The sequence below is a fragment of the Rhodopila sp. genome (assembly GCF_965277825.1).
GTDB lineage: Bacteria > Pseudomonadota > Alphaproteobacteria > Acetobacterales > Acetobacteraceae > Rhodopila.
Map to the genome: position 1 here is coordinate 1,720,597 of NZ_OZ255846.1, position 23,005 is coordinate 1,743,601.

At 64.1% G+C, this 23,005-nt stretch carries 29 protein-coding genes; 14 read left to right on the plus strand and 15 right to left on the minus strand.

Annotated elements, in window-relative coordinates:
- Positions 1 to 192: 192 nt before the first annotated feature.
- Entirely contained in the window at positions 193 to 588 is a 396-nt protein-coding gene (locus tag ACQY4T_RS08660) for a nuclear transport factor 2 family protein (protein ID WP_428540228.1), read from the minus strand.
- A 68-nt stretch (positions 589 to 656) separates the two neighbouring features.
- On the opposite strand from ACQY4T_RS08660, the gene ACQY4T_RS08665 reads away from it, so the two are divergent.
- The 8 genes from ACQY4T_RS08665 to ACQY4T_RS08700 all read left to right on the plus strand — a co-directional run bounded on the left by ACQY4T_RS08665 (position 657) and on the right by ACQY4T_RS08700 (position 7,284).
- Positions 657 to 1,463 (plus strand): hypothetical protein, encoded by an 807-nt coding sequence (locus tag ACQY4T_RS08665; protein ID WP_428540231.1) that lies wholly within the window; start codon positions 657 to 659, stop codon positions 1,461 to 1,463.
- Positions 1,464 to 1,485: 22 nt separating this feature from the next.
- Positions 1,486 to 1,911 carry a sugar ABC transporter substrate-binding protein gene (locus tag ACQY4T_RS08670; protein WP_428540234.1) on the plus strand — a complete coding sequence of 142 codons (426 nt, stop codon included), beginning with the start codon at positions 1,486 to 1,488 and terminating at the stop codon, positions 1,909 to 1,911.
- Entirely contained in the window at positions 1,908 to 3,518 is a 1,611-nt protein-coding gene (locus tag ACQY4T_RS08675) for a sugar ABC transporter ATP-binding protein (RefSeq protein ID WP_428540237.1), read from the plus strand. The genes ACQY4T_RS08670 and ACQY4T_RS08675 overlap by 4 nt, the downstream gene beginning before the upstream one ends.
- Positions 3,515 to 3,715 carry a hypothetical protein gene (locus ACQY4T_RS08680; protein ID WP_428540240.1) on the plus strand — a complete coding sequence of 67 codons (201 nt, stop codon included), beginning with the start codon at positions 3,515 to 3,517 and terminating at the stop codon, positions 3,713 to 3,715. The genes ACQY4T_RS08675 and ACQY4T_RS08680 overlap by 4 nt, the downstream gene beginning before the upstream one ends.
- Positions 3,716 to 3,723: 8 nt before the next feature.
- Positions 3,724 to 4,527, plus strand: a complete 804-nt coding sequence (locus tag ACQY4T_RS08685) for an ABC transporter permease (RefSeq protein WP_428540243.1) — start codon at positions 3,724 to 3,726, stop codon at positions 4,525 to 4,527.
- A gap of 82 nt (positions 4,528 to 4,609) precedes the next feature.
- Complete coding sequence (locus tag ACQY4T_RS08690) at positions 4,610 to 5,239, plus strand: pyridoxamine 5'-phosphate oxidase family protein (protein ID WP_428540246.1); 630 nt, start codon at positions 4,610 to 4,612, stop codon at positions 5,237 to 5,239.
- A gap of 115 nt (positions 5,240 to 5,354) precedes the next feature.
- Entirely contained in the window at positions 5,355 to 6,326 is a 972-nt protein-coding gene (locus ACQY4T_RS08695; RefSeq protein ID WP_428540249.1) for a 2-hydroxyacid dehydrogenase, read from the plus strand.
- Position 6,327: 1 nt separating this feature from the next.
- On the plus strand, positions 6,328 to 7,284 hold the full coding sequence (locus ACQY4T_RS08700; RefSeq protein WP_428540252.1) for a 2-hydroxyacid dehydrogenase: 957 nt from the start codon (positions 6,328 to 6,330) through the stop codon (positions 7,282 to 7,284).
- Between the two features lie 220 nt (positions 7,285 to 7,504).
- Here ACQY4T_RS08700 and ACQY4T_RS08705 read toward each other — a convergent pair whose 3' ends face one another.
- A complete protein-coding gene (locus tag ACQY4T_RS08705) occupies positions 7,505 to 7,924 on the minus strand; it encodes a hypothetical protein (RefSeq protein WP_428540255.1) in 420 nt (139 codons plus the stop codon).
- Between the two features lie 425 nt (positions 7,925 to 8,349).
- Between ACQY4T_RS08705 and ACQY4T_RS08710 the strand changes: the two genes are divergently transcribed.
- Complete coding sequence (locus tag ACQY4T_RS08710) at positions 8,350 to 8,586, plus strand: cupin domain-containing protein (protein WP_428542768.1); 237 nt, start codon at positions 8,350 to 8,352, stop codon at positions 8,584 to 8,586.
- Positions 8,587 to 8,706: 120 nt separating this feature from the next.
- Positions 8,707 to 9,588, plus strand: a complete 882-nt coding sequence (locus tag ACQY4T_RS08715) for an arylamine N-acetyltransferase family protein (protein ID WP_428540258.1) — start codon at positions 8,707 to 8,709, stop codon at positions 9,586 to 9,588.
- Positions 9,589 to 10,056: 468 nt separating this feature from the next.
- Here the strand turns inward: ACQY4T_RS08715 and ACQY4T_RS08720 are convergent, their stop codons facing one another.
- Together ACQY4T_RS08720 and ACQY4T_RS08725 are read right to left on the minus strand one after the other, a co-directional pair.
- The gene (locus ACQY4T_RS08720; RefSeq protein WP_428540261.1) at positions 10,057 to 10,263 is read right to left on the minus strand and encodes a DUF1272 domain-containing protein; all 207 of its coding nucleotides are present in this window, start codon (positions 10,261 to 10,263) and stop codon (positions 10,057 to 10,059) included.
- A 36-nt stretch (positions 10,264 to 10,299) separates the two neighbouring features.
- Positions 10,300 to 11,955 (minus strand): flavin-containing monooxygenase, encoded by a 1,656-nt coding sequence (locus ACQY4T_RS08725; RefSeq protein ID WP_428540264.1) that lies wholly within the window; start codon positions 11,953 to 11,955, stop codon positions 10,300 to 10,302.
- A gap of 191 nt (positions 11,956 to 12,146) precedes the next feature.
- On the opposite strand from ACQY4T_RS08725, the gene rplM reads away from it, so the two are divergent.
- Both rplM and rpsI read left to right on the plus strand, forming a co-directional pair.
- Positions 12,147 to 12,614, plus strand: coding sequence for a 50S ribosomal protein L13 (rplM, locus tag ACQY4T_RS08730; RefSeq protein WP_428540267.1), 468 nt, complete (start codon positions 12,147 to 12,149; stop codon positions 12,612 to 12,614).
- A 5-nt stretch (positions 12,615 to 12,619) separates the two neighbouring features.
- Positions 12,620 to 13,156: a 30S ribosomal protein S9 gene (gene rpsI / locus ACQY4T_RS08735; protein ID WP_428540270.1), complete on the plus strand. Its 537-nt coding sequence runs from the start codon at positions 12,620 to 12,622 to the stop codon at positions 13,154 to 13,156.
- Positions 13,157 to 13,254: 98 nt separating this feature from the next.
- Here rpsI and ACQY4T_RS08740 read toward each other — a convergent pair whose 3' ends face one another.
- Complete coding sequence (locus tag ACQY4T_RS08740) at positions 13,255 to 13,608, minus strand: GNAT family N-acetyltransferase (protein ID WP_428540273.1); 354 nt, start codon at positions 13,606 to 13,608, stop codon at positions 13,255 to 13,257.
- A gap of 216 nt (positions 13,609 to 13,824) precedes the next feature.
- Here ACQY4T_RS08740 and ACQY4T_RS08745 point away from each other — a divergent pair, with 216 nt between their 5' ends.
- Positions 13,825 to 14,634, plus strand: a complete 810-nt coding sequence (locus ACQY4T_RS08745) for a methyltransferase domain-containing protein (RefSeq protein ID WP_428540276.1) — start codon at positions 13,825 to 13,827, stop codon at positions 14,632 to 14,634.
- Between the two features lie 41 nt (positions 14,635 to 14,675).
- On the opposite strand, the gene ACQY4T_RS08750 is transcribed toward ACQY4T_RS08745, so the two are convergent.
- On the minus strand, positions 14,676 to 15,041 hold the full coding sequence (locus ACQY4T_RS08750) for a VOC family protein (protein ID WP_428540279.1): 366 nt from the start codon (positions 15,039 to 15,041) through the stop codon (positions 14,676 to 14,678).
- Between the two features lie 155 nt (positions 15,042 to 15,196).
- Between ACQY4T_RS08750 and ACQY4T_RS08755 the strand changes: the two genes are divergently transcribed.
- Positions 15,197 to 16,174 (plus strand): hypothetical protein, encoded by a 978-nt coding sequence (locus tag ACQY4T_RS08755; RefSeq protein WP_428540282.1) that lies wholly within the window; start codon positions 15,197 to 15,199, stop codon positions 16,172 to 16,174.
- A gap of 111 nt (positions 16,175 to 16,285) precedes the next feature.
- On the opposite strand, the gene ACQY4T_RS08760 is transcribed toward ACQY4T_RS08755, so the two are convergent.
- The 9 genes from ACQY4T_RS08760 to ACQY4T_RS08800 all read right to left on the minus strand — a co-directional run bounded on the left by ACQY4T_RS08760 (position 16,286) and on the right by ACQY4T_RS08800 (position 22,917).
- A complete protein-coding gene (locus tag ACQY4T_RS08760; RefSeq protein ID WP_428540285.1) occupies positions 16,286 to 17,554 on the minus strand; it encodes a chloride channel protein in 1,269 nt (422 codons plus the stop codon).
- A gap of 212 nt (positions 17,555 to 17,766) precedes the next feature.
- Positions 17,767 to 18,789, minus strand: coding sequence for a pyrimidine utilization protein A (gene rutA / locus ACQY4T_RS08765; protein WP_428540288.1), 1,023 nt, complete (start codon positions 18,787 to 18,789; stop codon positions 17,767 to 17,769).
- 14 nt (positions 18,790 to 18,803) lie between these two features.
- A complete protein-coding gene (locus tag ACQY4T_RS08770) occupies positions 18,804 to 19,382 on the minus strand; it encodes a hypothetical protein (protein ID WP_428540291.1) in 579 nt (192 codons plus the stop codon).
- Positions 19,379 to 19,876 (minus strand): hypothetical protein, encoded by a 498-nt coding sequence (locus ACQY4T_RS08775; RefSeq protein WP_428540294.1) that lies wholly within the window; start codon positions 19,874 to 19,876, stop codon positions 19,379 to 19,381. Before ACQY4T_RS08775 ends, ACQY4T_RS08770 begins: the two co-directional genes overlap by 4 nt.
- Positions 19,877 to 19,892: 16 nt before the next feature.
- Positions 19,893 to 20,075, minus strand: a complete 183-nt coding sequence (locus ACQY4T_RS08780) for a hypothetical protein (RefSeq protein ID WP_428540297.1) — start codon at positions 20,073 to 20,075, stop codon at positions 19,893 to 19,895.
- 607 nt (positions 20,076 to 20,682) lie between these two features.
- Positions 20,683 to 20,832 (minus strand): hypothetical protein, encoded by a 150-nt coding sequence (locus ACQY4T_RS08785; RefSeq protein ID WP_428540300.1) that lies wholly within the window; start codon positions 20,830 to 20,832, stop codon positions 20,683 to 20,685.
- A gap of 231 nt (positions 20,833 to 21,063) precedes the next feature.
- A complete protein-coding gene (locus ACQY4T_RS08790; protein ID WP_428540303.1) occupies positions 21,064 to 21,216 on the minus strand; it encodes a hypothetical protein in 153 nt (50 codons plus the stop codon).
- Between the two features lie 170 nt (positions 21,217 to 21,386).
- Positions 21,387 to 21,881 (minus strand): cupin domain-containing protein, encoded by a 495-nt coding sequence (locus ACQY4T_RS08795; protein WP_428540305.1) that lies wholly within the window; start codon positions 21,879 to 21,881, stop codon positions 21,387 to 21,389.
- A 1-nt stretch (position 21,882) separates the two neighbouring features.
- Entirely contained in the window at positions 21,883 to 22,917 is a 1,035-nt protein-coding gene (locus ACQY4T_RS08800) for a ligase-associated DNA damage response exonuclease (RefSeq protein WP_428540308.1), read from the minus strand.
- Positions 22,918 to 23,005 lie beyond the last annotated feature (88 nt).

Consider the following 23,005-nt stretch of genomic DNA (forward strand, 5'->3'; position numbering starts at 1 on the left):
GGGTCCGGGGTTCGTGTCGCCGCAGGGGGGCGTCGCACGTCGCTCACGCAAGCCCTGCGGAAATTGGACATCGAAGTCGTCGGTCCCAAGTTTGGTCGCGATTCACGTGACGATACCTTCCTGGGCGACAAGCAACACTAGCCTCGCGGTAACGAGGTCGTTTGAGTGGCGACCGCGACACACGCCGCGGGCTCAGCCCTGCCCCGGCGCGATGAAGCGGTCGATGCTGCGGTGCTCGAATAGCCAGCGCCCTTCGAGCTTCACCAGGGAGTCGTGGTAGGCGCCTCCCGAAGCGATCGCCGGACCATCCGGCGTGTTCTGTATCAGTGCCCAGTTCGACCGCGCCGTCGCAGAGTCTCCGTCCACTTCGATCACGATGTTGGTGGTCAGATGCACGCGCTTCGGCCGCGGCCCATTGGCGATGCTGCGCGCCTGCGCGATGATCCCATCTCGGCCGGTACCGGTGCCGAAGGCCGTCTCCCAAACACCGTCCGGGGCGAACAACGCTGCCATCTCCTCAAACCGGTCAGCATCGAGGGCAAAGCAATAGCGCGCCAGCAACTCGCGAATCTCGCCCTTGGCGGACATTTTGCCTCCGTGTCGGTTGTGCTTGTTCCGCGTGAGTATAGCCGTCGCAGAGACGGCGCGACAGCAGCGTGCAGACGACGGATGCGATCAGCCGTGGACCACCTGATCCAGCGCTGAAACAGCACGCTTCGTGCAGACCGAAACGGCATGCTTCGTGCCTATTAACTGCGACGCAGTGGCAGCATGCCGCAGATGGGGAGTGGCTCGATGCGAATTTTCAGCTCGGCTCTGGTTTCGCTGATCATCGGCGTGGCCGTGTGCGCGAGTGGCGCATGGCGCGAGCGGCAACGCCTGATCTAGCAGCCGCCAAGGCGGTAGTGGATCAGCACACCTCGCTGCCGACATTTACCCCTCCCGGCCCGCCGTTCGATGCGGCTAAATGCATGGCGGGGAAGAAGATACTGACGATCCCTGTGTCCAGCGCCAACCCGTTCACCAAGAACATCGCGATCGCAATGACACAAGTGGCGAAGCAGATCGGCTTCCAGGTCGTCGAGTGGGAGAATCAGGCGCGCCCCACGCAATGGGTGCAAGGCATCGAATTCGCCATCAACAACAAGTTCGATGCGATCGACCTGCTTGGCGGCACCAACCCCGCGGTGCTGGGCCCGCAGATTGCGGACGCCCACAAGGCGGGGCTGCAGGTTTTCACCTCCCACCTCTATGAGACGATCCAGAAGCCGGACCCCAGCGTGGATCTCTCACTGGCCATCCCTTACCACTCGGTCGGCGAACTGCTGGCCAATTGGGTGACGTTGAAGACCGACGGCAAGGTCGACGCGCTGATCATCGGCTCCGACGAGATCATCCCGACCGCGCCGTTCGTGAAGGGCATCACCACGACGCTTGAAAAGCGTCTGTGGCCCGCAGTGTAAATACAAGTATATCAACGCACCGGTGCCGGAGTGGTCGACGAAGATCAAGACCAGCGTGCAGTCGGCTTTGATCGCGGATCCCAACATCAACACCATCATCCCGATCTACGACAGCATGTCGCAGTTCGTGATTCCTGCCATTACGATCACCGGCCGAACCGGGAAGGTGAAGATTGCAACCTTCAATGGCACCCCGTTCGTGATCGACGATCTGCAGCGCGGACAGGTCGAGATGGACGTCGGCGAGAGCATGGGCTGGATCGCTCGCTCGATTCTTGACGGCTATATGCGCAAACTGTGCGGGCTCAAGACCTACACGGAACTCTATGTGCCGTTCTACATTTTCGACAGCCACAACGCCAAGGACGCGGGGACGCCAGCGGATTACGTCCATGGTTACGGCGATCAGTTCATCGCCGGCTACAACAAGTTGTGGATGCTGAAGTGAGCTATGTCCCACCGAAGCCGCGCCGGCCTGGAGAACCCCCGGCACTCTCGGTGCGCCATTTCTCCAAGCGCTTCGGCGGGGCGCACGCGCTGAATGACGTCTCGATCGATGTTCTGCCGGGCGAGGTGCTCGGGCTGCTTGGCCAGAATGGCTCCGGCAAATCGACGCTGATCAAGATCCTCTCCGGTTATCATGACCCGGAGGCAGGCGCCCAACTGTTGATCCATGGTGAGCCGGTGCCGCTGCCGGTGCCTGCCGGGACGACCGAGCGGCTGGGCCTCGCCTTCGTCCACCAGCATCTCGGGTTGGTTCCGTCGCTGACCGTGCTGGAAAACCTGCGCATCGGGGCGATCGCCACGCGGACGAAATGGCGGATGAACTGGCGCGAGGAGCGCCGCCTTGCGCGCCAGAGTTTCGCCCGGTTCGGACTGGACATCGACCCGGCGATGCCGATCATGGATCTGCCGCAGGTCGAGCGCGCGCTGGTCGCGATCGTTCGCGCCTTCGAGTCGGTGCAGTCGAGCGAACATGAGCGCCCCGGCATCCTGGTGCTGGACGAGCCGACACCGTTCCTGCCGGCAAGTGGCGTCGAGCAACTGTTCGCGCTGATGCGCGCCATCGTGCGCGACGGCGCCGCGGTGATCTTCGTTTCGCACGACGTGGACGAGATCATGCAGATCACCGACCGCGCGACGGTACTACGGGATGGGGTAGTTGCCGGCACGCTTGCCACGCAAGGGGCGACGCATGAGGACTTCATCGAGCTGATCGTCGGCCGTCGCGTGGACCTGTTCCACGCGGAACATCACGACCTGTCCGGCGCTCCGGTGGTGGCGGCGGTGCGTGAGGTGAGCGGCGGTTCGCTATCGGGCGTCTCGCTCGACATCCGGCGCGGCGAGGTGCTTGGATTTGCCGGGCTGATCGGCTCCGGGTTCGACGATCTGCCCTACCTCCTGCATGGCGCACGGACAGCGCGCAGCGGGACGCTGGCGCTCGCGGGAAAGCCTGACCGAGCGGTGCGCGGCATGACGCCGGATGCGGCAATCACCGAGGGTCTCGTGCTGCTGCCCTCGGACCGGCTGGGCGCAGCCGGCATCGGCGCACTGTCGGTTGCCGACAACGTATCGCTTCCGGTGTTGAACGAGTTCCACGCGCTGCTGCTCGACTGGGGCGGCATTTTCCGGCGCGCCGCCAGGCTCGGGCAGGATTATCAGGTGCGGCCGAACGATCCGGCGATGACCTTGGCCTCGCTCTCGGGCGGCAACCAGCAGAAGGCGCTGATGGCCAAGTGGTTGCAGATCGACCCGAAGCTGCTGATGCTGGACGAGCCGACGCAAGGGGTCGATGTCGGTGCGCGTCAGCACCTGTTCGCCGCGCTCGCCGAGGCTGCCAAGCGCGGCGTCGCGATCATGATCGCCAGCACGGATTTCGGGCAGTTGGCCCAGATGTGTGACCGCGTGCTGATCTTCGCCCGCGGCGCGATTGTGGGCGAGTTGACCGGGGCCGCAATCACCAAGGAACGGATCGCCGCGCTTTGCCTGCGCGGTGGCGCCGCTGGTTCGGCGGTTGCCGCATCGAGCGCACCGCACGGAGTCGCCGCGATATGACCAACACACCGCCGGCCGCGACCATCGCGGTTCCCGACCGCCGGCAGCGCCACTTCAACTGGGTCCGCATCGCGGAGGCCTATGCCCTAAAGGTTGCGCTGCTGGCGCTTGGAGCGGTGTTCGGCATGCTGCGCCCAGAGGCGTTCCTGTCCTGGGCAACATCTCGACCATGCTCGGCTCGCAGGCGGTGCTTGTAGTGCTGACGATGTCGCTTCTCATCCCTCTTACCGCTGGGGATTTCGATCTTTCGGTGGCAAGCATGCTGACGCTGTCGGCGATGATCCTGGCGGTGCTGAATGCGCAGCTCGGGGTCAGCCTGCCGATCGCGATTCTGGCAGCGATGGCGGCGGGCGTCATCGGTGGCGTGATCAACGCGTTCTTCATCCTCTATTTCCGGATTCCCTCGCTGATCGTGACGCTCGGCACCGGCACGTTCATGAATGGCCTCGTGCTCTGGATGAGCGGATCGATGACAGTGAGCGGGCTTGCCGACGCGCTGACCGAATGGATGGTGGGGCGCCGGATATTCGGTATTCCGCTGGCGTTCTACTACGCGCTCGTTCTCACCGCGGTGCTCTGGTATTTCTTTGATTATACCACGCCGGGCCGCCGCCTGCTTTTCGTCGGCCGCGGGCGGGAAGTGGCGCGGCTATCGGGGATCCGTGTCGATCGAGTACGGTTCTACAGCCTGGTCGCGTCCGGAGTGCTGAGCGCAGGGTCGGGTGTGATGTACGCGGGCACGATCGGGGCAGCCGATCCCCTGTCCGGCTTGACCTTCCTGCTGCCTGGCTTCGCGGCGGCGTTCCTCGGCGCGACCTCGATCTCGCCGGGACGGTTCAATGCCTGGGGCTCGTTCGTCGCAGTGTATTTCCTGGTCACCGGGATCACCGGGTTGACGATCCTGGGCATCCAGACGTTCGTGCAAAACCTGTTTTATGGCGGCGCGCTGGTGCTCGCGGTCGCTCTGTCACAACTCGTGCGGCATCGCGAGCCGCAGGATTTCACCTGAAGCTCCTCACCTCCTTGTCGGTTGGCCGTGTTCCAGGCGATCATAGGCGCCGAGGTGATGGTATGACAGCAGAGGGCGAATTATGGATGCGATCAGCGGCGACAACCTGATCCGGGATGAGGCCGCGCTTGCGGCAATCTACGGCGAATCCTCGGCCGGGGCGGTCGCCAAGGAAATCGACTACATTCACCCGCACTACAAGGCGATGATCGAGGCATCACCGTTCCTGGTGCTGGCGACCAGCGGGCCCGAGGGTCTGGATTGCTCGCCAAGGGGCGACCCGGCGGGCTTTGTCGATGTGTTGGACGACAAGACTCTGCTGATCCCCGACCGGCGCGGAAACAACCGGATCGACAGTCTGCACAACATCATCCGCGACGACCGGGTTGCGCTGCTATTTCTGATTCCCGGCGTCGGCGAGACGCTGCGGGTAAACGGGCGAGCCCAGGTGTCGGTGGCACCGGAATTGATCGGCCGTTTTCCCTATCGCGGCACCCTGCCTCGCTCGGTAATCGTGGTGCGGGCTCAAAGCGTCTATTTCCAATGTCCCAAGGCGCTGGTTCGTTCGGAGCTTTGGAACCCGGAACGCCACATCGACCGCAAGCATCTGCCCAGCACCGGCAAGATCCTAGCCGAGGTCACCGCCGGCATGATCAACGGCGAGCAATACGACCGCGACTATCCGGAACGGTTGCGCACGACGATGTATTGACGCTCAATACCCAGACCCTCGCGCCCGCCGGCGCCCCCCAAGCCCGCACCAGGCCCACATCTGGCACGACTGGGGGGCTGGTACGACCGGGTGCCAATCCAACAGGGAGCGCCAAATGAAGCCTCGGCTGGTGCTGGCCTGCCTGACGACCTCCGCCGTGGTAGCCCGCGCGAGGGTCGAGTTCGACGCCTTTATACATCCCGGCCCAGGCGACATGACAGTTGCCGAACTCATCCGGGCAGCGGCGTCGCGGCAGGCCCAGGCCATCCTGTTCACCAACACACTGTCACTGGACGCAGCCGCGATCGCGGCGCTGCCGACCAGCGTGCGGGTCGGTGCCACGATCAGTGTCGGATTCGATCACATCGATGTCGAAGCGGCCTGTGGCCGGCGCATCGCGATGACCAACACGCCGGGCGTGCTGGACGAATGCACCGCCGACCATGCCATGATGCTGCTATTGGCGGCGGCACGGCGCGGCGCGGAGTATGACCGGGTGATGCGCCAGGGCTGGCGCTATCGCATCGGGCAGGGCGAGTTGCTCGGGGTGCGCGTCACCGGCAAGCGGATCGGCATCCTGGGGATGGGCCGGATCGGCCGAGCCATGGCGCGGCGCGCTCGGGGATTTGACATGCAAGTGCTCTACCACGGGCGCCGCCGCCTGCCCCCCGAACACGAGCTTGGCGCGGCATACTACGCGGATTTCCACCAGATGCTGCCGCATTGCGACTTCCTGTCGATCCATGCGCCGGGGGGTGCCGGCACCGACAAGATGATCGACGGACGTGCGCTGTCCCTGCTGCCTGACGGCGCGGTGCTGGTGAACGTCGCGCGCGGCTCGCTGATCGACGAGGACGCGTTGTTCGCGGCGCTGACCTCGGGCAAACTGTTCGCCGCTGGACTTGACGTGTTTCGCCGCGAACCGGACTACGACCTGCGATTCGCCGACCTGGACAACGTAGTGCTGTCGCCGCACATCGCCAGCGCGTCGAGGGAAACCCGGGACGCGATGGGCTTTCGCGCGTTGGACAACATCGCCGCCGTGCTTGCTGACCGGCCGGCGATTGATCCGCTCTGGAAGGACTGAGATGGCAAAACCCGTGCTGTTCGTGACCCGCCGCCTGCCAGCCTCGATCGAGGCGCTGGCCGAGCAGGGGTATGAGGCGCGATTGACGGCGTCCGAGGTGGCGATCCCGGACCTGCTGGCACGCGCGGATGGCGCCGACGCCATCCTGTGCTGCCCCGGCGACCTGCTGGATGCGAAGACCGTGGCCGCGCTGCCTGGATCGGTAAAGGTGATCGGCACCTTCAGCGTCGGCCTCGACCACATCGACCTGGCTGCGGCGAAGGCGCGCGGCATCAAAGTCTGCAACACCCCCGACGTACTGAGCGTCGCCACCGCCGAGTGCGCGATGCTGCTGCTGATGGCTGCTGCCCGGCGCGCCGGCGAAGGCGAGCGGCTGGTTCGCAGCGGCAAATGGGCGGGCTGGGCCCCGACGCAACTGCTTGGGACCGGCCTATCCGGCCAGCGTCTCGGCATCTTCGGCATGGGCCGCATCGGGCGGGAAATTGCCCGGATGGGGCGCGGCTTCGGCATGGAGGTGCACTATCGCGACATGACCCGGATGCCGTCGCAGCTTGAGCTGGGCGCGATCTTCCACGATAACGACGACAGTTTCCTCCCGCTATGCCAGTTCCTGTCGATGAATGCTCCCGGCGGAGATGGCACGATGCATTGGCTGAACCAGGAGCGGATTGCCAAGCTGCCGTTTGGCGCCGTGGTCGCGAACGCCGCACGCGGCACGCTTGTGGACGACACGGCGCTGATCGCGGCGTTGCGGTCCGGGCAAATCGCCGCGGCCGGGCTGGACGTTTACAATGGCGAGCCTCGGCTGAACGCCGAATACCTTACACTGGAAAACGTTGTCCTGTTGCCGCATTTGGGTAGTGCCACCACCACAACCCGCGACGCCATGGGGCAGGTCGTGCTATCGGGAATCGGCGCGGCGCTGGTAGGTGAGACGCCGTCCAATCTGGTGGGTTGAGCATTCCGCTCGTGCCGGGGGCTGGCACCGCGTCCAAGCCATGATGCGCATGACGGCGCCCCGGCGATGTTCATTCCGGCCTGACCGTGGCGGCACCCTGTGCGCCGGGCATCGACGCTGCGCGTCGGGGTGAAGGTTCGGCCAGCGTCTTGCGAACTTGATGACGCTGGCAAAACCCGTTGCAAGGGATTGGTTCAGCCGGTCCTGTTCTGCGCTAACGCTAACCGCCGCCGCCTTCGAGCCCACCCGCGAAGCGTGGAATATTCAGTTCTTTCCCATCGCATGCCGTGCCCGATCCGTTTATCATTGCAACGATATTAGTACCTGCGGCTCGGCCGGAAACCGTGGCAGTTCTGCCGCTGCCGCCGACTTCTTTCGCGTCCATCTTGAATGTTCTGTCCTTCTCGATCATCCCATCCAGCCGAGCCATGTGCTTCATCTGATCCCAGGCAACAAAGCCCATCAACGAGCCGTTCGGTTCGGTCACGATATGCCAGTCCAAGCCAGGGCAGGCACCGCTCGGACCGGTGTGATAGACATACAGACCGCCTTTCGCCTGTTGCGCAACGGCTGGACTGAGTGAGACCGCGGCCGCGAAGGCGATTACCGCTACGTTTTTGAACAGCATGGACTGTTTCATTGGTTTCTTCCTCAATATTTGGCACATCCTGGCGTCAGCGATGAGACAGGTATCGATAGACGATAATCGCTCTGCCCGAAAGCCCGGGCTCGGTAAGCTGAATTATTGAAATGCCCCTTTTCTTCAGAGCAAACGTTGCTGCAATTCAGTCTGCATTAATCTGGAGAAATTTCGGCGGCTTGTCGATTTCGGCCGCCGTTCTATCATCATCGCTTGCCGGTCCACGGTCATCAGGAAAACCCCAATGAAAATCCTTCGCTCCTCTGCTCGGAAGACCAATCGGGCACCGCGGCCAATTTCACCGGCACCGTGTTTTCCGATGAGGTCGTGGTCGGCACAGCGCCGTCACGGATGCGTGGGTCGGTGGTGTCGTTCACGCCCGGAGCGCGCGCACCGCGTGGCACAGCCACCCGGTCGGCCAGACCCTGTTCTGCCTTTCCGGCGCCGGCCGGGTGCAATGCGAGGGCGAGCCGGTGCAGGAAATCCGTGCCGGGGACACGGTGATCATCCCGCCCGACGTGCGGCATTGGCATGGTGCCGCGCCGGACAAGCTGTTTTCCCACCTCGCGATGTCGGAGTTGAACGACAAAGGTGAGGGCACCGCCTGGTTCGAGCACGTTTCCGATGAACATTATAACGCCACGCCCGCCGCAATAACGTAACGATCACGGACCATTCAAGCCGGTCGGATACAGCGTGGAAAAGCATGATCGTGGGAACGGCGGCCGCTGAGGCGCTCGCCAGGATACCCCGCGTCCAGCCGAAGCCGGACTACCAGTGGTGTGCGAGGTTACGATCGTAACTATCGAAGTATTGACCCGACAGAAACAGCGGTTCATTTGCTAACAACTATCCGTGCCAAACAATGGCAGAGTCACTTCATGAAAATCGCTCCCGCGGCTACGCCAATAGCTCGCCATCCCGATCGCCGAAGCTGGTCACCAGTTACCTGCGGCGTTTATCCCACTGTGATCATGGACCTTCCAGCTTATTTCGCCCGCATCGGCTATCAAGGTCCAAGCAAGCCGACGCTCGACCTGCTGTGCGACCTCCATGCCCGGCATCTGGCTCGGATCGCCTTCGAGGGCCTCGATCCGTTTCTAGGCCGTGCCGTGGCGATCGACAGCGAGTCGATCCAGGCCAAGCTGGTGAACCGGCGCCGCGGCGGCTACTGCCACGAGCAGAACCGCCTGTTCCACGATGTGCTGGCCAGCATCGGCTTCGCGGTGACGGCGTTGGGGGGCAAAACGATCTGGATGAGACCCAGCCTGAACGCCCCGACAACCCATCGCCTCACGCTGATAACCGTGGCGGGACAGCAATATATCGCGGATGTCGGGTTCGGGCCGCAGAGCCCGCCAGCGCCCTTGCTGCTCGCGCATGGGGTGGAACAGACCACTTCGCACGGCACCTACCGGATAGAGCCGGACGGCCGGCATCACGAGGTGCAGCTGCGGTCGCCTGAAGGCTGGAGGCCGATGTACGCCTTCACGCTGGCTGTCCCGGCCGATGCGGACTTCGAGATGGCTAATTGGTTCATGTCGACCCATCCCCGCACTCTGTTCGTCCGCAACCTGATCGTGAGCCGGCTGGTGAACGAAAGGCGGGTCAGTCTGCTGAACACGTCACTCACGGTGCGCTACCCGGATGGCAGCCTGGACTAACATACGCTGGCCGACGCGCATGCCCTGGGCGATGTGCTGGAGAACACCATGGAGCTGGCTTTGCCTGTGTCCGCTGCGGCGATCTGGGCCAGGCTCCCGCGGGAAGCCATTCCAGCATGGCCGTGACGCGCCGCTGGTGGTGGCGACGGCTGGCACCATCCTGCCACCCTGTCAGGCCTTGGCCTGGCTTTGCGCCGTGCTGGGTGCAAATCGGTAAGCTCGACCCGGCCGACCTGCCGGTCGCAGTGATGGACAAGGCACTGCCCAGCAACGAGTTGACTCCCGATTGGGTTAGTGAGGAAGCCGCCAAACGCTGACGGGTAGGTATCGGCGATTAAGCAAGCACCGGGAAGTCGGCTGCCTGCCGGATGGCAACCCGGCACTGCTTTGCGAAGACTGGATTTCTGCTGGAAACCCGTCGCACCACGTCCACGCCAAGTGCGTTCCTGGCTTCGCGCGCGGTGCGGATCAGCCTGAATCCGCTTGGCATCCGGCCGGCTTCAGCACCCGTTTAGTGGAGGCCGGGTGACTGGCCAAGCGTACCGGTGGACGCACCGGGCGGCGGACCAACTCGCCACCGCAGTTCGGGCAAATGCCCTTCAGTCTGTTGTCGGTGCAGTTGGCGCAGAACGTGCACTCGTAGGTGCAAATCCGCGCTGGCAGGCGGCAGGTCACGGTCGCAGCATTCGCAGTTTGGGCGCAGCTCGAGCATTACTCGGCTGCGATTGCGACGCCGGCTGGTCCGGACAGCATGAAGCCATCGTAACCATTGGCGGCAATGTCGTCGCACTTCTTCCTGTAGGCGCCGACGCCACCGATATAGGGCATGAACACACGCGGCTTGCCCGGAATGTTGGCGCCCATGTACCAGGAAGCCGCTTGCGGATAAAGCGTGGTGTAGGCGACATCGTTGACGTGCTGGACCCATTCGTCCTCGGCCGCCAGGATAGGCTCGATACGGTCGAGTCGGCGTTCGGTCAGATGCGCCAGACAGTCGCTGATCCAGTCGACGTGCTGCTCGATCGAGACCATCATATTGCTAAGAACCGAAGGACTGCCCGGACCGGTGATCATGAACATGTTCGGGAAGCCGGCGGTCATCAGGCCGAGGTAGGTGCGCGGCCCGGCCTGCCATTTGTCCGCCAGCGCCTGTCCGGCGCGACCGACGATGCCCATGCGGGTCAACGCGCCGGTCATTGCATCGAACCCGGTGGCAAACACGATGGCGTCGAACGCATAGTCTTTGCCGCCGACGCGCAGGCCGTCCGGGGTCACCGCTTCGATCGGCGCGCCGCGCACATCGATCAGATCCACGTTCGGCCGGTTGTAGCTCAGGTAGTAATCGGTATCGACACAGATCCGCTTGGTGCCGATCGGATGACTGCTCGGCGCCAGCAGTTCGGCGCGCGCCGGATCCTTTACCATCTGCCGGATCTTGCCGCGCACGAACTCGGCGGCGGTGTCGTTCGATGCCTGGTTGAAGATCAGGTCGTTGAAGGCGGCCATGAAAGTGGTGCCGCCGCTTTCCCAACGCTGCTCGTAGATCGCGGTGCGTTCCGGCTCCGCGGTATCGATGGCGGGCTGATCGTTTGGATACGCCAGGATGCCATTGCGGCTGGCCCGAGCCTCGGCTCGCCTTGCGGTGTAGTCATCCTTCCAGGACTGCGCATAGGCGTCGGGCATCGGCCCATTGCGCGACGGGATACTGAAATTCGGGGTGCGCTGGAACACCGTGACATGGGCCGCCTGCGCAGCGATCACTGGAATCGACTGGATCGCCGAGGACCCGGTGCCGACCACGCCGACGCGCAGCCCGCTGAAATCGACACCCTGATGCGGCCAGTGGCCGGTGTGATAGGTGTTGCCCTTGAAGCTGGCCAGGCCAGGGAGGTCCGGCATCCGAGCCGCCGACAGGCAGCCAGTCGCCATCACGCAATAGGTCGCTCGGACCACATCGCCCCGATCGGTGCGTACCGTCCAACGACGGGTAGCTGCGTCGAACTCCGCCGCGCTCACCCGGGTTTCGAACCGCATGTCGCGGCGCAGGTCGAGCCGGTCGGCGACATGGTTGGCATAGCGCAGGATCTCCGGCTGGCCGGCGAACACTTCACTCCACTGCCATTCCTGCTGCAGTTGCTCAGAGAACGAGTAGGAGTACTGCATGCTTTCGACATCGCAGCGGGCGCCCGGATAGCGGTTCCAGTACCAGGTGCCCCCTACGCCGGCCGCTGTATCGAACACGATGGCGGATAGGCCGATGCCACGCAGGCAATGCAGCATATACATGCCGCCAAAGCCGGCACCGACGACCACGACGTCGATCTCTTGCGGCACCGCCGCGCGCGGTGTTTCGGTCGCCTGAGGCATGAATGCTCCTTCGGTGCTGCTGTCGGGTATCCGATACCGTGGTATCGGGCGATGTCAACTGGTCGGTAGGGTTTCCGACCGGCGGGTTCCCGTCGCTGTGGTATTGAGTTACCACAGCCGAAAACCGCTTGACCGTACTGGGCCCGGCGGTCATAAACCGCGCCTTCTGAACCACGGACGCTGACAAACACATGTTCAAGAGCACGCCCTCGATCAAGCCGTCGGAAGTGACCAATGGCTGGGTGCTGATCGATGCCGAAGGCGTCGTGCTCGGCCGCCTCGCCGTGATCATCGCCAACCGGCTGCGCGGCAAGCACAAGCCGCAATTTACCCCACACGTCGATTGCGGCGATAACGTCGTGGTGGTCAACGCCGCCAAGGTGCGGGTCACCGGCAACAAGCCCGAGCAGTCAATTTTTTACTACCACACCGGCTATGCCGGCGGCATCAAGGGCCGCTCGATCCGTCAGCGGCTGGAATCCAAGCACCCCGAGCGGGTGCTGGAAAAAGCGGTGGAGCGGATGATCACCCGCGGTCCGCTGCAGCGCCGGCAGATGAAGCACCTGCATATCTACGGCGGACCTGAGCACAAGCATGACGGCCAGCAGCCGAAAAAACTGGACGTGGCCGCGATGAACCCGAAGAACCATAGGGGCTGAGAGCGATGTCAGGCAATCAAACCGGCACCCTGGCCGACCTGAAGGACGCGCTGGCGGCGCGTCAGTCCGCCGCCGAGGCGGAAGCCGACGCCACCGGCGCACCACCTCCGGTATCGGTGTCAACGCAACCGAAGCGGGACCCGAAGCGCGACGAACTGGGGCGTTCCTACGCCACCGGCCGACGCAAGGAGTCCACCGCAAGGGTCTGGATCAAGCCGGGCAAGGGCGACATCGTCGTCAACGACAAGAAGGTGGTGCAGTATTTCGCCCGTCCGGTGCTGCGGATGCTGCTGACGCAGCCGTTCCTGGTGGCCGACCGATACAACCAGTTCGACGTGTTCTGCACCGTCAGCGGCGGCGGCCTGTCCGGCCAGGCCGGCGCGGTGCGCCACGGCATCAGCCGAGCGCTGACCTATTACGAGCCGGATCTGCGCAGTATCCTGAAGGTTGCCGGGTTCCTCACACGCGACTCGCGTGCGGTGGAGCGGAAGAAGTACGGCAAAGCAAAGGCTCGCCGCAGCTTCCAGTTCAGCAAACGCTGATGGGATAACCGATTCGGCTCGGACTCCGGCGGTCCGACGGCGGATCTCGACGCCGCCGCCGCCCGCGAGTGGATGCGGCAAGACGCTACCGGTAGAGTTTATCGACCCGGACCATTCCCATACATACTGCATGTCCGGCTCATTTTCCTGCATGTCCGACTCATTTTCTTCGTCGCGGCCGCCGCTATGGCCCACCGCATGAAAATTTCATAGAAAGCCCTCGCGCCGGCGTTGCGCCGGAACGTGGAAACCCTGACCTGCTTCGGGCCAAGGGCTTTGGCCTTGCCAAGCAGAGCCAGGCCGACGCCGCGTCGTTGCCACCCCGGCAGGACATAGAGATGATCGAGATACTCCCCCCTCGAACAGCATGTATCCGATCGGGCACGCTTCGCAGCGAGCCAACCACCAGGCCTCACCGATCGCAGTCCGGAACCAGGTCCGCGCTTCATCATCTGAAACAGCGCGATACAGGTAAGGCATCGCCGCGGCGCGCGCCGCCAGATGGATCTCCGCCAGCGCCACGGCGTCCGCTTTGCATGCCTGCGCAATCTCGATCGCACCGGTCATCGGATGAGCCAATTCGGGCGATGCACGATTTGTGCATGGGAAGGCGGCCTGCCCATGGTTATGGACATCCAGCAATTGCTACACCAGCCGGATGAATCGAGATGGATGCCAAAGCTATCCTGAAACGAACGATGTGGCGAGCCGCGCAGATGCCCCCGCTGGGCCGGGCATTGATCGGCTATTACGAACTGAAATCGTCCGCCTCGGGCTGGACCCGGGAACACCCCTATGACCGAGCCAACGGCGTGCAAACCAGCGGCTTCATCCCAGGCCGAGTGCTAAGATCCGACGGTTCCAACGCCTACCTGGGCGCCCAACCCAGTATCGTCCGCCGCGCCTTAACCGCGATTCCGGACCCAGCCGATTGCCACTTCCTCGACCTTGGATGCGGCAAAGGCCGAGCCCTGCTCGTTGCCACCGAATTCGGCTTCGCGTCGATCACCGGCGTCGAACTTTCCGCGACACTGTCGGCCATCGCCCGCCGCAACGCCGCTGTTTTCGCGCGCACTCATCCGGACCGCACACCCATCCACGTCGTCACCGGCGACGCATTGACCCACCGCTTGCCCCAGACAAACCTCGTTATCTTCCTGTACAATCCCTTCCACCGGCCGCTGATGTCTCAACTTCTGCTCAACATCGAGGGCTCGATACGCGCGACAGGTCGGGAGATCTATATCGTCTACTACAATCCCACCTGGGCCGACGTGCTGGATGCTTCGTATGCGCTCGAACGGCGTTATGCGGCTCAACTGGCCTATGACCCCGTCGAGATCGGCTACGGTCCGGATCAGTCGGACGCCGTGGTGATCTGGCAGAACCGCGGTAATCCGCAGCCGCATCCGCCCGGCGACCCGACGGTTGCGGTCACCGTCGTCTCGCCCGGCATTCGGGTCGAGATAAACGAGTAGCGCATGGCAACCAGTGTGCCGGATTTGCCTCCGCGTCCTCGTCAATCGCCGCGAAACACCGCCTCGATGTTGTTGCCGTCCGGATCTAGCACGAAAGCGGCGTAGTATCGCGGCCGACGCAAGCCGGGCGGCCCGTTTTCGCTGCCCCCTGCCTTCAGCGCGGCGGCGTGGAAAGCATCGACCTCGGCCCTGCTCCGGGCCGCGAAGGCGGTATGCTGTCTGACCGAGTGCGGGTGGTAGCGATCGATCCAGAACATCGGATGGTCGACGCCGTAGCCGACGCCATCGCTGCCGAGGTTATCGGGCATCTGCATCACACGGCGCAGGCCGAGCGCGCCAAGAGCCTGGTCGTAGAAGGCGGCGGAACGGCTGGCGTCCGCAACGCCGATGCCGGTGTGATCGATCATCAGGGCCCCCCTTCATGCTTCCGAGTTCGCGGCCTCGCTGCGCTCTTCAAAACTGTGTCGCACCCACCCAACCCAGTAAAGCCGGCCGCCAGCATGAACTCAGCGCCGTGCCTCCGACGCGACACCGCTCGTTGCAATTTTAGGTTGAATGTCCCATGCCCGTTCTATACTGGCTCGTTGCCATGACGCATCGCAAACCCCTGCCCCGGCTGCTCGCGGCGACCCTCGGTCTCGGCTTGCCGGTGCTGCCGTGGATCGCCGCACCGGCGATCGGCCGAACCCTGCAGGTCGGGGCCGACCAGGCCTACAAGGCGCCCAGCGCGGCAATCGCCGCGGCCCACGACGGCGACGTGGTCGACGTGGCGCCGGGCCAATATTACGACTGCGCGGTGATCACGCAGAACAACCTGACGGTGCAAGGCACCGGGCCGGGCGCGGTGCTGACCGACAAGACCTGCCAGGGCAAGGCGTTGCTGGTGATCGACGGCGCCAATATCACGATCCGCAACCTGACGCTGCAGCGCGCTCGGGTGCCCGACCAGAACGGCGCCGGCATCCGCGCCGAGGGCGGCAACCTGACGATCGAAAACAGCCGATTCATCAACGACCAGAACGGTATCCTGGGCGCCGACAACCCGCAGGCTGTCATCCACGTCAGCGGCAGCACCTTCGAAGATAACGGGATCTGCGGCGGAAGCTGCTCCCACGCCATCTATGTCGGCCACTTCAAACTGCTTCGGGTCGACCATTCGCATTTCATGCGCACCCATGATGGCCACTCGATCAAGTCCAGGGCATCCCGCACCGAGGTGATCGATAACGACATCGCCGACGGCCCGGACGGCACCTCCAGCTACCTGATCGACATACCGAACGGCGGGTCCGCGCTGATCGACGGCAACCGGCTGGAGAAGGGGCCGCGCACCGGCAACCCCGCGAATGCCATCATGATCGGCGAGGAGGGGGTCGACCAACCGACCGATTCACTGATCGTGCGGGACAACCATTTCACCAACGATCAGGCCCGCTCGACGACCTTTGTCAACAATATCACCGCGACGCCGGTGCAACTGTCTGGGAACGTGTTCCAGGGGCAGGTGCGCCCTTTGGCGGGGGACGGCTTGCCGCGCTGATGCTGGAAACGCGGCGCCGTCTGCATGACGGGTTGCACGAACTGGCGCATTGGGGCAAGCTGGAGCTGCACCGGCTGACATCGGGCTGACCCCGGTAACAAGCACCCATCCCTAATGGTCCCCCTGAAGCTGCAGGAAACGCCGCGCCAGCGCGCCATACAGCGGCCGGCGGCAGACCAGGCGGGAGACCGCGAACGACAGGAACGACGTCGCCATCAGCGGGATCATCAAACTCTGATTGGCGGTCATTTCCATCACGATTACCGCCGAGGTGATCGGCGCCTGCACCACGCCGCAGAAATACGCTGTCATGCCCAACAGAATCATCGCCCCGACCGGGGCACCGGGAACCAGCGGCGCCAGCACCGATCCGAGCGCGGCGCCGATCGACAGCGATGGGGCGAAGATGCCGCCGGGGATGCCGCTGACATAGGACACTACGGTCGCCGCCAGCTTCAGAACCGCATAGACCGCCGGCAGCGTCGAATGCGCCTCGACCATGCCGCGCGCCTGTTGATAGCCGGTACCGTAGGTTTGGCCGCCCGACAGCGTGCCGATGATCGCCAGCAGCAGGCCGCACAACACGGCGAAACCGGCCGGATAGCGGATGATCATCCGCCCGGCCCAGCCCGGCAGCCCTCGAGCCGCAATAATCAGCGCCTGGCTGAACACGCCGCCCGCCAATCCCCCGGTCAGGCTGCACAGAATCACCGCCAGCCAGGCATCTCCGTTGGACAGCACCGCGGCGGTCTGGCCGAAATAGGTGTAGTTGCCGACCAGGCCAAGCGTGGTCGCGCCGGCCACCACCACGGCGGTGAACACAGTGCCGGAGGTGCGCGATTCGAACGAGTGACTGAGTTCCTCGATGGCGAACACGATGCCGGCCAGGGGGGTGTTGAACGCCGCGGCGATCCCCGCCGCCCCGCCCGCCAGGATCAGCGCTCGGCGCAGTTCCAGGCGCGGCAGCCGCAACAGCTTGCCCAGCGCGTGCATGATCGAGGCGCCGACCTGCACGGTGGGACCCTCGCGGCCGATCGAGGCGCCCGAGGCCAGACCCAGCAGGGTCAACAGCACCTTGCCGACGGCGATGCGCGGCGACAGCACCCGGTCGACCAGTTTGGGGTCATGCATATGCAACGCGGCGATGGTCTGCGGAATGCCGCTGCCCTGGGCGCCGGGGAAAACGTGCTGGGTTAGCAGGAAGGCGATCGCCAGGCCGGCGGGCGCGATAACGAAAGGCAGCCAGGGATGCAAGGCGGCGAAATGCAGAAACAGGCCGCCGGCCCAATCCGAGGCCTTCGCGAAGCCGACCGCGACGGCCGCCACCAGCACGGCACCGACCCAGAACACCACACGCCGCCACCACAGCCGTGGCGACATCAGCGGCATCCTGCCCATCCGACGCAGCCGCATGATGGCGCGTCCGCTTCGCCCAATTCGCATGCGGCCCCTGGCAGTCGATCCTGCGGTCATATTAACACAGCCGGCGCGCCGAGGCGACCCGACCTCGGTCAATTCCGGCAGAGGTGTCCTCAGGCCGCCCGCGACGGCAAGCGCCGGCTGCGCATCAACGGCTGGATGCGGGTGCCGAACTACTCCATCCCGATCAGGAAGTCGTCGAACGTCAGCATGACGCCCTGCACGCCCGGAACCTTGGACAGATCATCCAGCATGCCGGCGATGTTGGCGTATGATCCGACCAGCACGCCGCCCTGCGTCGGCAGTTGCTGCATGCCGTAGGTCTTTCGCTTGTTCGGGCCGGCCAGCGGATCGCGGGTCGGGTCATCCTCGGCCTGTCCGTCGCGCCAGGCGATCGCCTGGTGATCGGTGCCGGCGACGTAGTGGTTCCACTTGGCTAGCGCTGCCGTGTCGGTTTCGTCAGCGATGATCATTGTCGATACCAGCGCGCCGCAGCTTCGTCCGGTCGCAGCGGTTGCGCGGACCAGCCGGGCGACGCTGTCGGTGACCGCTGTGGGAGTGTTGACGCCGAAGCTGGTGCAGAAATTGTAGTCGGCATGGCGCGCCGCATAGCGTGTGCCAGCGTCACTTTGCGCGGCGCAGATGATCGGGATGTCGGCGGCGGGCATCGGCAGGCAGCGGCAATCGTCCATCTGGAAGAAGTCGCCGCTGAAGTCGGACCGACCAGTGCGCCAAAGTTCCCGCATGACGGTGACGTATTCGGCGCAATAGTCGTAGCGGCGGTCGTAGTGATCCTTGCCCGGCCAGATGCCCATCTGGGCGTATTCCCGCCGCTGCCAGCCGGAGATGATGTTGACGCCGAACCGGCCGTGCGAGATGGAATCGATCGTCACCGCCATCCTCGCGGCGATTGGCGGCGGCATCGTCAGCACCGCGCATGTGGCGAAAAGCTGGATCCTGCTGGTAACCGCCGCGAGTCCGGCCATCAGGGTGAACGATTCCAGATTGTAGTCCCAAAACTCCGACGGCCCGCCGAAACCGTGCAGCTTGATCATCGACAGGGCGAAATCGAAATCGTAGGTCTCGGCCTTGCACACGACCTCGGCATTGAGGTCGAAACTGGGCCGATACTTCGGCGACGTGGTCGAGATCAGCCAGCCGTTGTTGCCGATCGGGATGAAAACCCCCAGGCGCATGCGCTATCTCCGGGTCATGATGTGATGAATTCGTTCCATTTTCGGGTTAGATAGCGGTCCTCATCCATCACCGAATTCCACACCGCGATGTGGCCCATGCGCTGATCGAAACTGCCGCCATCACGCGACCGGCCGGCTTTCTCGACCAGCTTACCGAACGGATCGACGATATCGGTGGTCGCCGGCTTGCCGCCGTACCAGTAGTCCCATTCCGCCTGAGTGAGGAACTTGCGGGCGTTTTCCGGCTGCGTGGAATAGTACCCCTCGCGCGCCACCACCGCGCCTGGAAAGCCGGCGCAGTACCAGTTGAGGTATTCGTAGAAACAGTCCAGCTTGAGACCGGACACTTGCTTCATCGCACCCATGGTGTAGCCCCAGCCGCGATAGCCTTCCTTCAGCGGCTGGAACACGCAGGGAATGCCCCGGGTGCGCACTGCGGTCACCGCCGGGGACCACATCGACTGGATGACGACCTCGCCCGATGCCATCAGGTTCACCGATTGATCGAAGGTTGACCAGAATGAACGAAATTGGCCCGACTGCTTGATGTCCATCATGGCGGCGACGATGTTATCGATCTCGGCGCGGGTCATGTTGCCCTTGTTGCCGTATTTTGATGTGGCCGTCGGCTTCCATCGCCATGGCGACATCGATCACGCCGGTGGTGGGGCTGTCCTGCCTTGCCCTTGAAGTCGGACGAGATCAGATCGGCCCAACTGGTCACCGGGCGGCCAATGAGATCGGGCCGGATGCCCAGCGTGTCGGCGTTAGTGACGGTGGGAATGACGTTCACCCAATCAGTCGGTTCCTCGGCGAATTTGCTGCCGGACTGATCGGCGGCATACAGGATGGTATAGGGCGCGACGCCCTGCTTGGACGCCTCTTGCCCGTTGGCGTAGATTCCTTTGCTAAACAACGGATTGCTCTGGTCCCACCATTTGAACTTGCCGACCGGGATGGTCTGCAGAGCATTCCGCCCGACCAGATATTTCAGGTAGACGATGGTGATGTCGCAGCAGTCCATCGCGCTGGACTGCGACAGCAGGCGATTGAGCAGATCGGCATTCTCCGCCGCCTGCATCTGCACCGTAAAACCAAGCTCCTTAGTGGCCTGTGCGGCAATGCTGGGGGATGGTGGTGACTGGCGGGCCGGCGTGGCGCAGCACCACGTCCTTGATGTTTTGCGCCCAAATTGTCGGAAATCCGCCGATCGCCCCGCTGCCGATCGCGGTGCCGACAAGTTTCAGCATCGAACGGCGGGTGTTTAGGCTTCTGTTGCGGGTCATCGTGCCAGGCTTTCGAGGGATCGGACCACTGCGTCGCGGCAAGTTCTGAGGCGATCCAGCAAAACCGGTGCCACGTTCCGGGGGTTGTGCCCGATGCATCCGCTGCACGGATGAAATGGCACGCGACTGTATGGATATTTGTCAGCCACCCACGCAGTGCCCAAAACGCAAGCTTTGACCGACCGGTGTTTGGTCAGATGCCTTCAACGCACCCGGCAACCTAAAGTGTGCTTTGCATCACGAGGGCTTTGCGCTTGGCACTTCTGCAATCAAGAAGCTTGGCGCAATCAACACGATCTCCAGAGGGACATCCATGTCCCGGCTGGTGCGGCTGTCCGGCGGTTGTTGGCGTTGTGCCAGGCTAACCTCGGCCCGGTGCAAGCCACCAGCCGTATCGATTGAACCTCGCGGCCCGGACGCTGGCGCCGAACGGAAACCCGGCGTTGCTGGTAATGCGATCTGGGAGAAGGACATCAGCGCCAAGTGCAGGGCCGCGCCGGCTGTCAGCGGCACACCCTCCGTCATTACCACAGCAGGAAGGCCGGGATGTGACCCGGCCTTCCTGCTTACACGTTGGCGACTTTTCAGACGCCGGCGTTGGTCTGGGTTACCTGACCGCGCCCTGACGCTGCATCTGAGTGGCCTCCGAGTCACCGGAAACCGTGCTGTTGTTATGGAAGATCGCAGCATTGGCGACCGGGACCACGGCAGCGCTCAGGGTCAAGGCGGCGAATGCGCCAAGAATCATGGTCTTCATCGTAGTTATCTCCATCATCGACCAGGCGAGGTGTCCGGCTTCGATGCAACGATAGATGGATCAGACGTTGCCATTTGATAATACCGCATTGCAGCATCAGATTTATGCCTGAAACCTGGAAATGCCGCGCAACCTGGCCGGGCGCCCGAAGGCATCGCCGCCCGAATCAGGCAGGCCGGGATGACCCGGCCTGCCGTTGGACGACGAGCGTGATTAAGACGACCCGCGCGGTTATTCGTTGTAGGCGCCCTGCTGCTGCATCTGGGTAGCAGCCGAATCTCCAGCGACGGTGCTGTTGTTATGGAACAGCGCGGCATTCGCGGCGGGCGCGACAGCGGCGGTCAGGCTCAAAGCGGCAACCGCGGCAAGGATCATGTTTTTCATCGGAGTATCTCCATCTTCAGTCGGGCGAGATGTCCGGCTTTGATGCACCGGTAACTGAGACCGCGGTTGCCAAATGATAATGCTGCATCGCAGCATCAGACTTATGCCGCGGCGACGGAGATGCGGTGGTTCCCGTCAGCGTTACCAGAATCGCGGCCTGAGCGGGATGATCAGGACCACAAGCCGGGCAGCGGCCCATCGGCGCCGGCCACCGGATCGGTCGCCGGGCATGGCACGGCGGCGATGGCTGCGGAAGCAGCGGCGTGTTCGCCCGGCTTGCTGCGGCGCAGGTCGGGACCCGGCGCGTTGTCCGGATAGGCCCCGACGATCAGCAAATCGCTCGACTGGTGCTGGTTGCAGTGCGCCACGCCGGCCGGCACCACCACGACATCGCCGGCGTGCAGCGTCAGCGACGCGCCCCTCGGGCCGCCGAACAGCACCGTGGCCTGGCCCCGCGCGACGCCCAGCACCTCGTGCGCGGTGCTATGGAAATGGTGGAACGGATGCACCCCGTCGCGCCATGCCGGTGGCCAGCGGTTGGCGGCAAACCGACGCTCGATCGCGGCCGGATCGGCCGGCACCGCATCGCGGTACACCAGCAGCGGCAGCAGCGAGTTCGGGATCGTGCCGTCGTCGTCGAAACGGAAGCTTAGCGGTGCGTTCATCTCAGGCCTCCTGTTTTACTTCGGGCGGTTCGGCTTCGTCCTCGTCGCCATAGCCCAGCAGGCGCAGGGCTCGCCCGCGGATGCCACGCCTCGCGGCGGCGTGGATCAAGGCCTCCTCGCGTCCGTGGGTGACCCAGACCTCGGGTGCGCCGACCTCATCGAGGGTGTTATTGAGTTCGTTCCAATCAGCGTGGTCGGATATCACCAGCGGCAGTTCGACGCCGCGCGATTTGGCACGTTGACGCACCCGCATCCAGCCCGAGGCGAGCGCCACGACCGGGTCCTCTAGCCGGCGCGCCCAGCGGTCGGCGATCGCACCGGGGGGTGCTAGCACAATGGCGCCGACCAGGTCGGCCTTGGCCGCCACGGTGGCCGGGCGCAGGTCGCCGAGCTCGATGCCGCGCTGGCGATAAACCTCGCACATCGAGACCAGCGCGCCGTGCAGCCAGATCGGGCGGTCCCAGCCGGCCTGGCGCAGCAGCGCGATCAGCCGCTGGCACTTGCCCAGGGCATAGCAGCCGACGACATGGGTTCGCGCGGGGAATAGCGCGACGCTGTCGAGCAGCCGCCCGATTTCGTGGCCGGGGGCTGTATGGATGAACACCGGCAGCGCGAAGGTGGCCTCGGTGACGAAGACGTCGCAGGCTACCGGTTCAAAGCCGGCGCATGTCGGGTCGGCGACGCGTTTGTAGTCGCCGCTGACCACGGCGCGGGAACCCTGATATTCCATCGCCACCTGCGCGCTGCCAAGCACATGCCCGGCGGGGCTGAGCCAGACCCGGACGTCGCCGATGCTGATCGCGTCATGCCATGCCAGCTCTTGCTGCGCCTGCCCCCAGTCGCCCAGTCGGGCGCCGATCACGGCGAGCGTATCGGGGGTGGCCAGGATGGCGCCATGGCCCGGACGAGCGTGATCGGAGTGGCCATGCGTGATCACCGCGCGATCGACCGGGCGCAGCGGGTCGATGAAGAAGCCGCCGGGTTCGCAGAACAGGCCGGCGGGGAGGACTTTCAGCCAGGTTTCGGGGTGTGGCATCAGCAGGGATGTTGGTATTGCCGCGAAGCTTCGCCAGCGCGGCGGCTTAATCCGCCTTGTCGGTTCTCGTCCCCCATGCTTAGCTCCC

Excerpts from the sequence above, each read along its gene's own strand:
- ACQY4T_RS08660 (WP_428540228.1), bottom strand. The coding sequence starts at position 588 with ATGTCCGCCAAGGGCGAGATTCGCGAGTTGCTGGCGCGCTATTGCTTT.
- ACQY4T_RS08680 (WP_428540240.1), top strand. The coding sequence starts at position 3,515 with ATGACCAACACACCGCCGGCCGCGACCATCGCGGTTCCCGACCGCCGG.
- ACQY4T_RS08685 (WP_428540243.1), top strand. The coding sequence starts at position 3,724 with ATGTCGCTTCTCATCCCTCTTACCGCTGGGGATTTCGATCTTTCGGTG.
- ACQY4T_RS08690 (WP_428540246.1), top strand. The coding sequence starts at position 4,610 with ATGGATGCGATCAGCGGCGACAACCTGATCCGGGATGAGGCCGCGCTT.
- ACQY4T_RS08695 (WP_428540249.1), top strand. The coding sequence starts at position 5,355 with ATGAAGCCTCGGCTGGTGCTGGCCTGCCTGACGACCTCCGCCGTGGTA.
- ACQY4T_RS08700 (WP_428540252.1), top strand. The coding sequence starts at position 6,328 with ATGGCAAAACCCGTGCTGTTCGTGACCCGCCGCCTGCCAGCCTCGATC.
- ACQY4T_RS08705 (WP_428540255.1), bottom strand. The coding sequence starts at position 7,924 with ATGAAACAGTCCATGCTGTTCAAAAACGTAGCGGTAATCGCCTTCGCG.
- ACQY4T_RS08725 (WP_428540264.1), bottom strand. The coding sequence starts at position 11,955 with ATGCCTCAGGCGACCGAAACACCGCGCGCGGCGGTGCCGCAAGAGATC.
- rplM (WP_428540267.1), top strand. The coding sequence starts at position 12,147 with ATGTTCAAGAGCACGCCCTCGATCAAGCCGTCGGAAGTGACCAATGGC.
- rpsI (WP_428540270.1), top strand. The coding sequence starts at position 12,620 with ATGTCAGGCAATCAAACCGGCACCCTGGCCGACCTGAAGGACGCGCTG.
- ACQY4T_RS08740 (WP_428540273.1), bottom strand. The coding sequence starts at position 13,608 with ATGATGAAGCGCGGACCTGGTTCCGGACTGCGATCGGTGAGGCCTGGT.
- ACQY4T_RS08745 (WP_428540276.1), top strand. The coding sequence starts at position 13,825 with ATGGATGCCAAAGCTATCCTGAAACGAACGATGTGGCGAGCCGCGCAG.
- ACQY4T_RS08750 (WP_428540279.1), bottom strand. The coding sequence starts at position 15,041 with ATGATCGATCACACCGGCATCGGCGTTGCGGACGCCAGCCGTTCCGCC.
- ACQY4T_RS08755 (WP_428540282.1), top strand. The coding sequence starts at position 15,197 with ATGCCCGTTCTATACTGGCTCGTTGCCATGACGCATCGCAAACCCCTG.
- ACQY4T_RS08760 (WP_428540285.1), bottom strand. The coding sequence starts at position 17,554 with ATGTCGCCACGGCTGTGGTGGCGGCGTGTGGTGTTCTGGGTCGGTGCC.
- rutA (WP_428540288.1), bottom strand. The coding sequence starts at position 18,789 with ATGCGCCTGGGGGTTTTCATCCCGATCGGCAACAACGGCTGGCTGATC.
- ACQY4T_RS08770 (WP_428540291.1), bottom strand. The coding sequence starts at position 19,382 with ATGACCCGCGCCGAGATCGATAACATCGTCGCCGCCATGATGGACATC.
- ACQY4T_RS08780 (WP_428540297.1), bottom strand. The coding sequence starts at position 20,075 with ATGACCCGCAACAGAAGCCTAAACACCCGCCGTTCGATGCTGAAACTT.
- ACQY4T_RS08785 (WP_428540300.1), bottom strand. The coding sequence starts at position 20,832 with ATGAAGACCATGATTCTTGGCGCATTCGCCGCCTTGACCCTGAGCGCT.
- ACQY4T_RS08790 (WP_428540303.1), bottom strand. The coding sequence starts at position 21,216 with ATGAAAAACATGATCCTTGCCGCGGTTGCCGCTTTGAGCCTGACCGCC.
- ACQY4T_RS08795 (WP_428540305.1), bottom strand. The coding sequence starts at position 21,881 with ATGAACGCACCGCTAAGCTTCCGTTTCGACGACGACGGCACGATCCCG.
- ACQY4T_RS08800 (WP_428540308.1), bottom strand. The coding sequence starts at position 22,917 with ATGCCACACCCCGAAACCTGGCTGAAAGTCCTCCCCGCCGGCCTGTTC.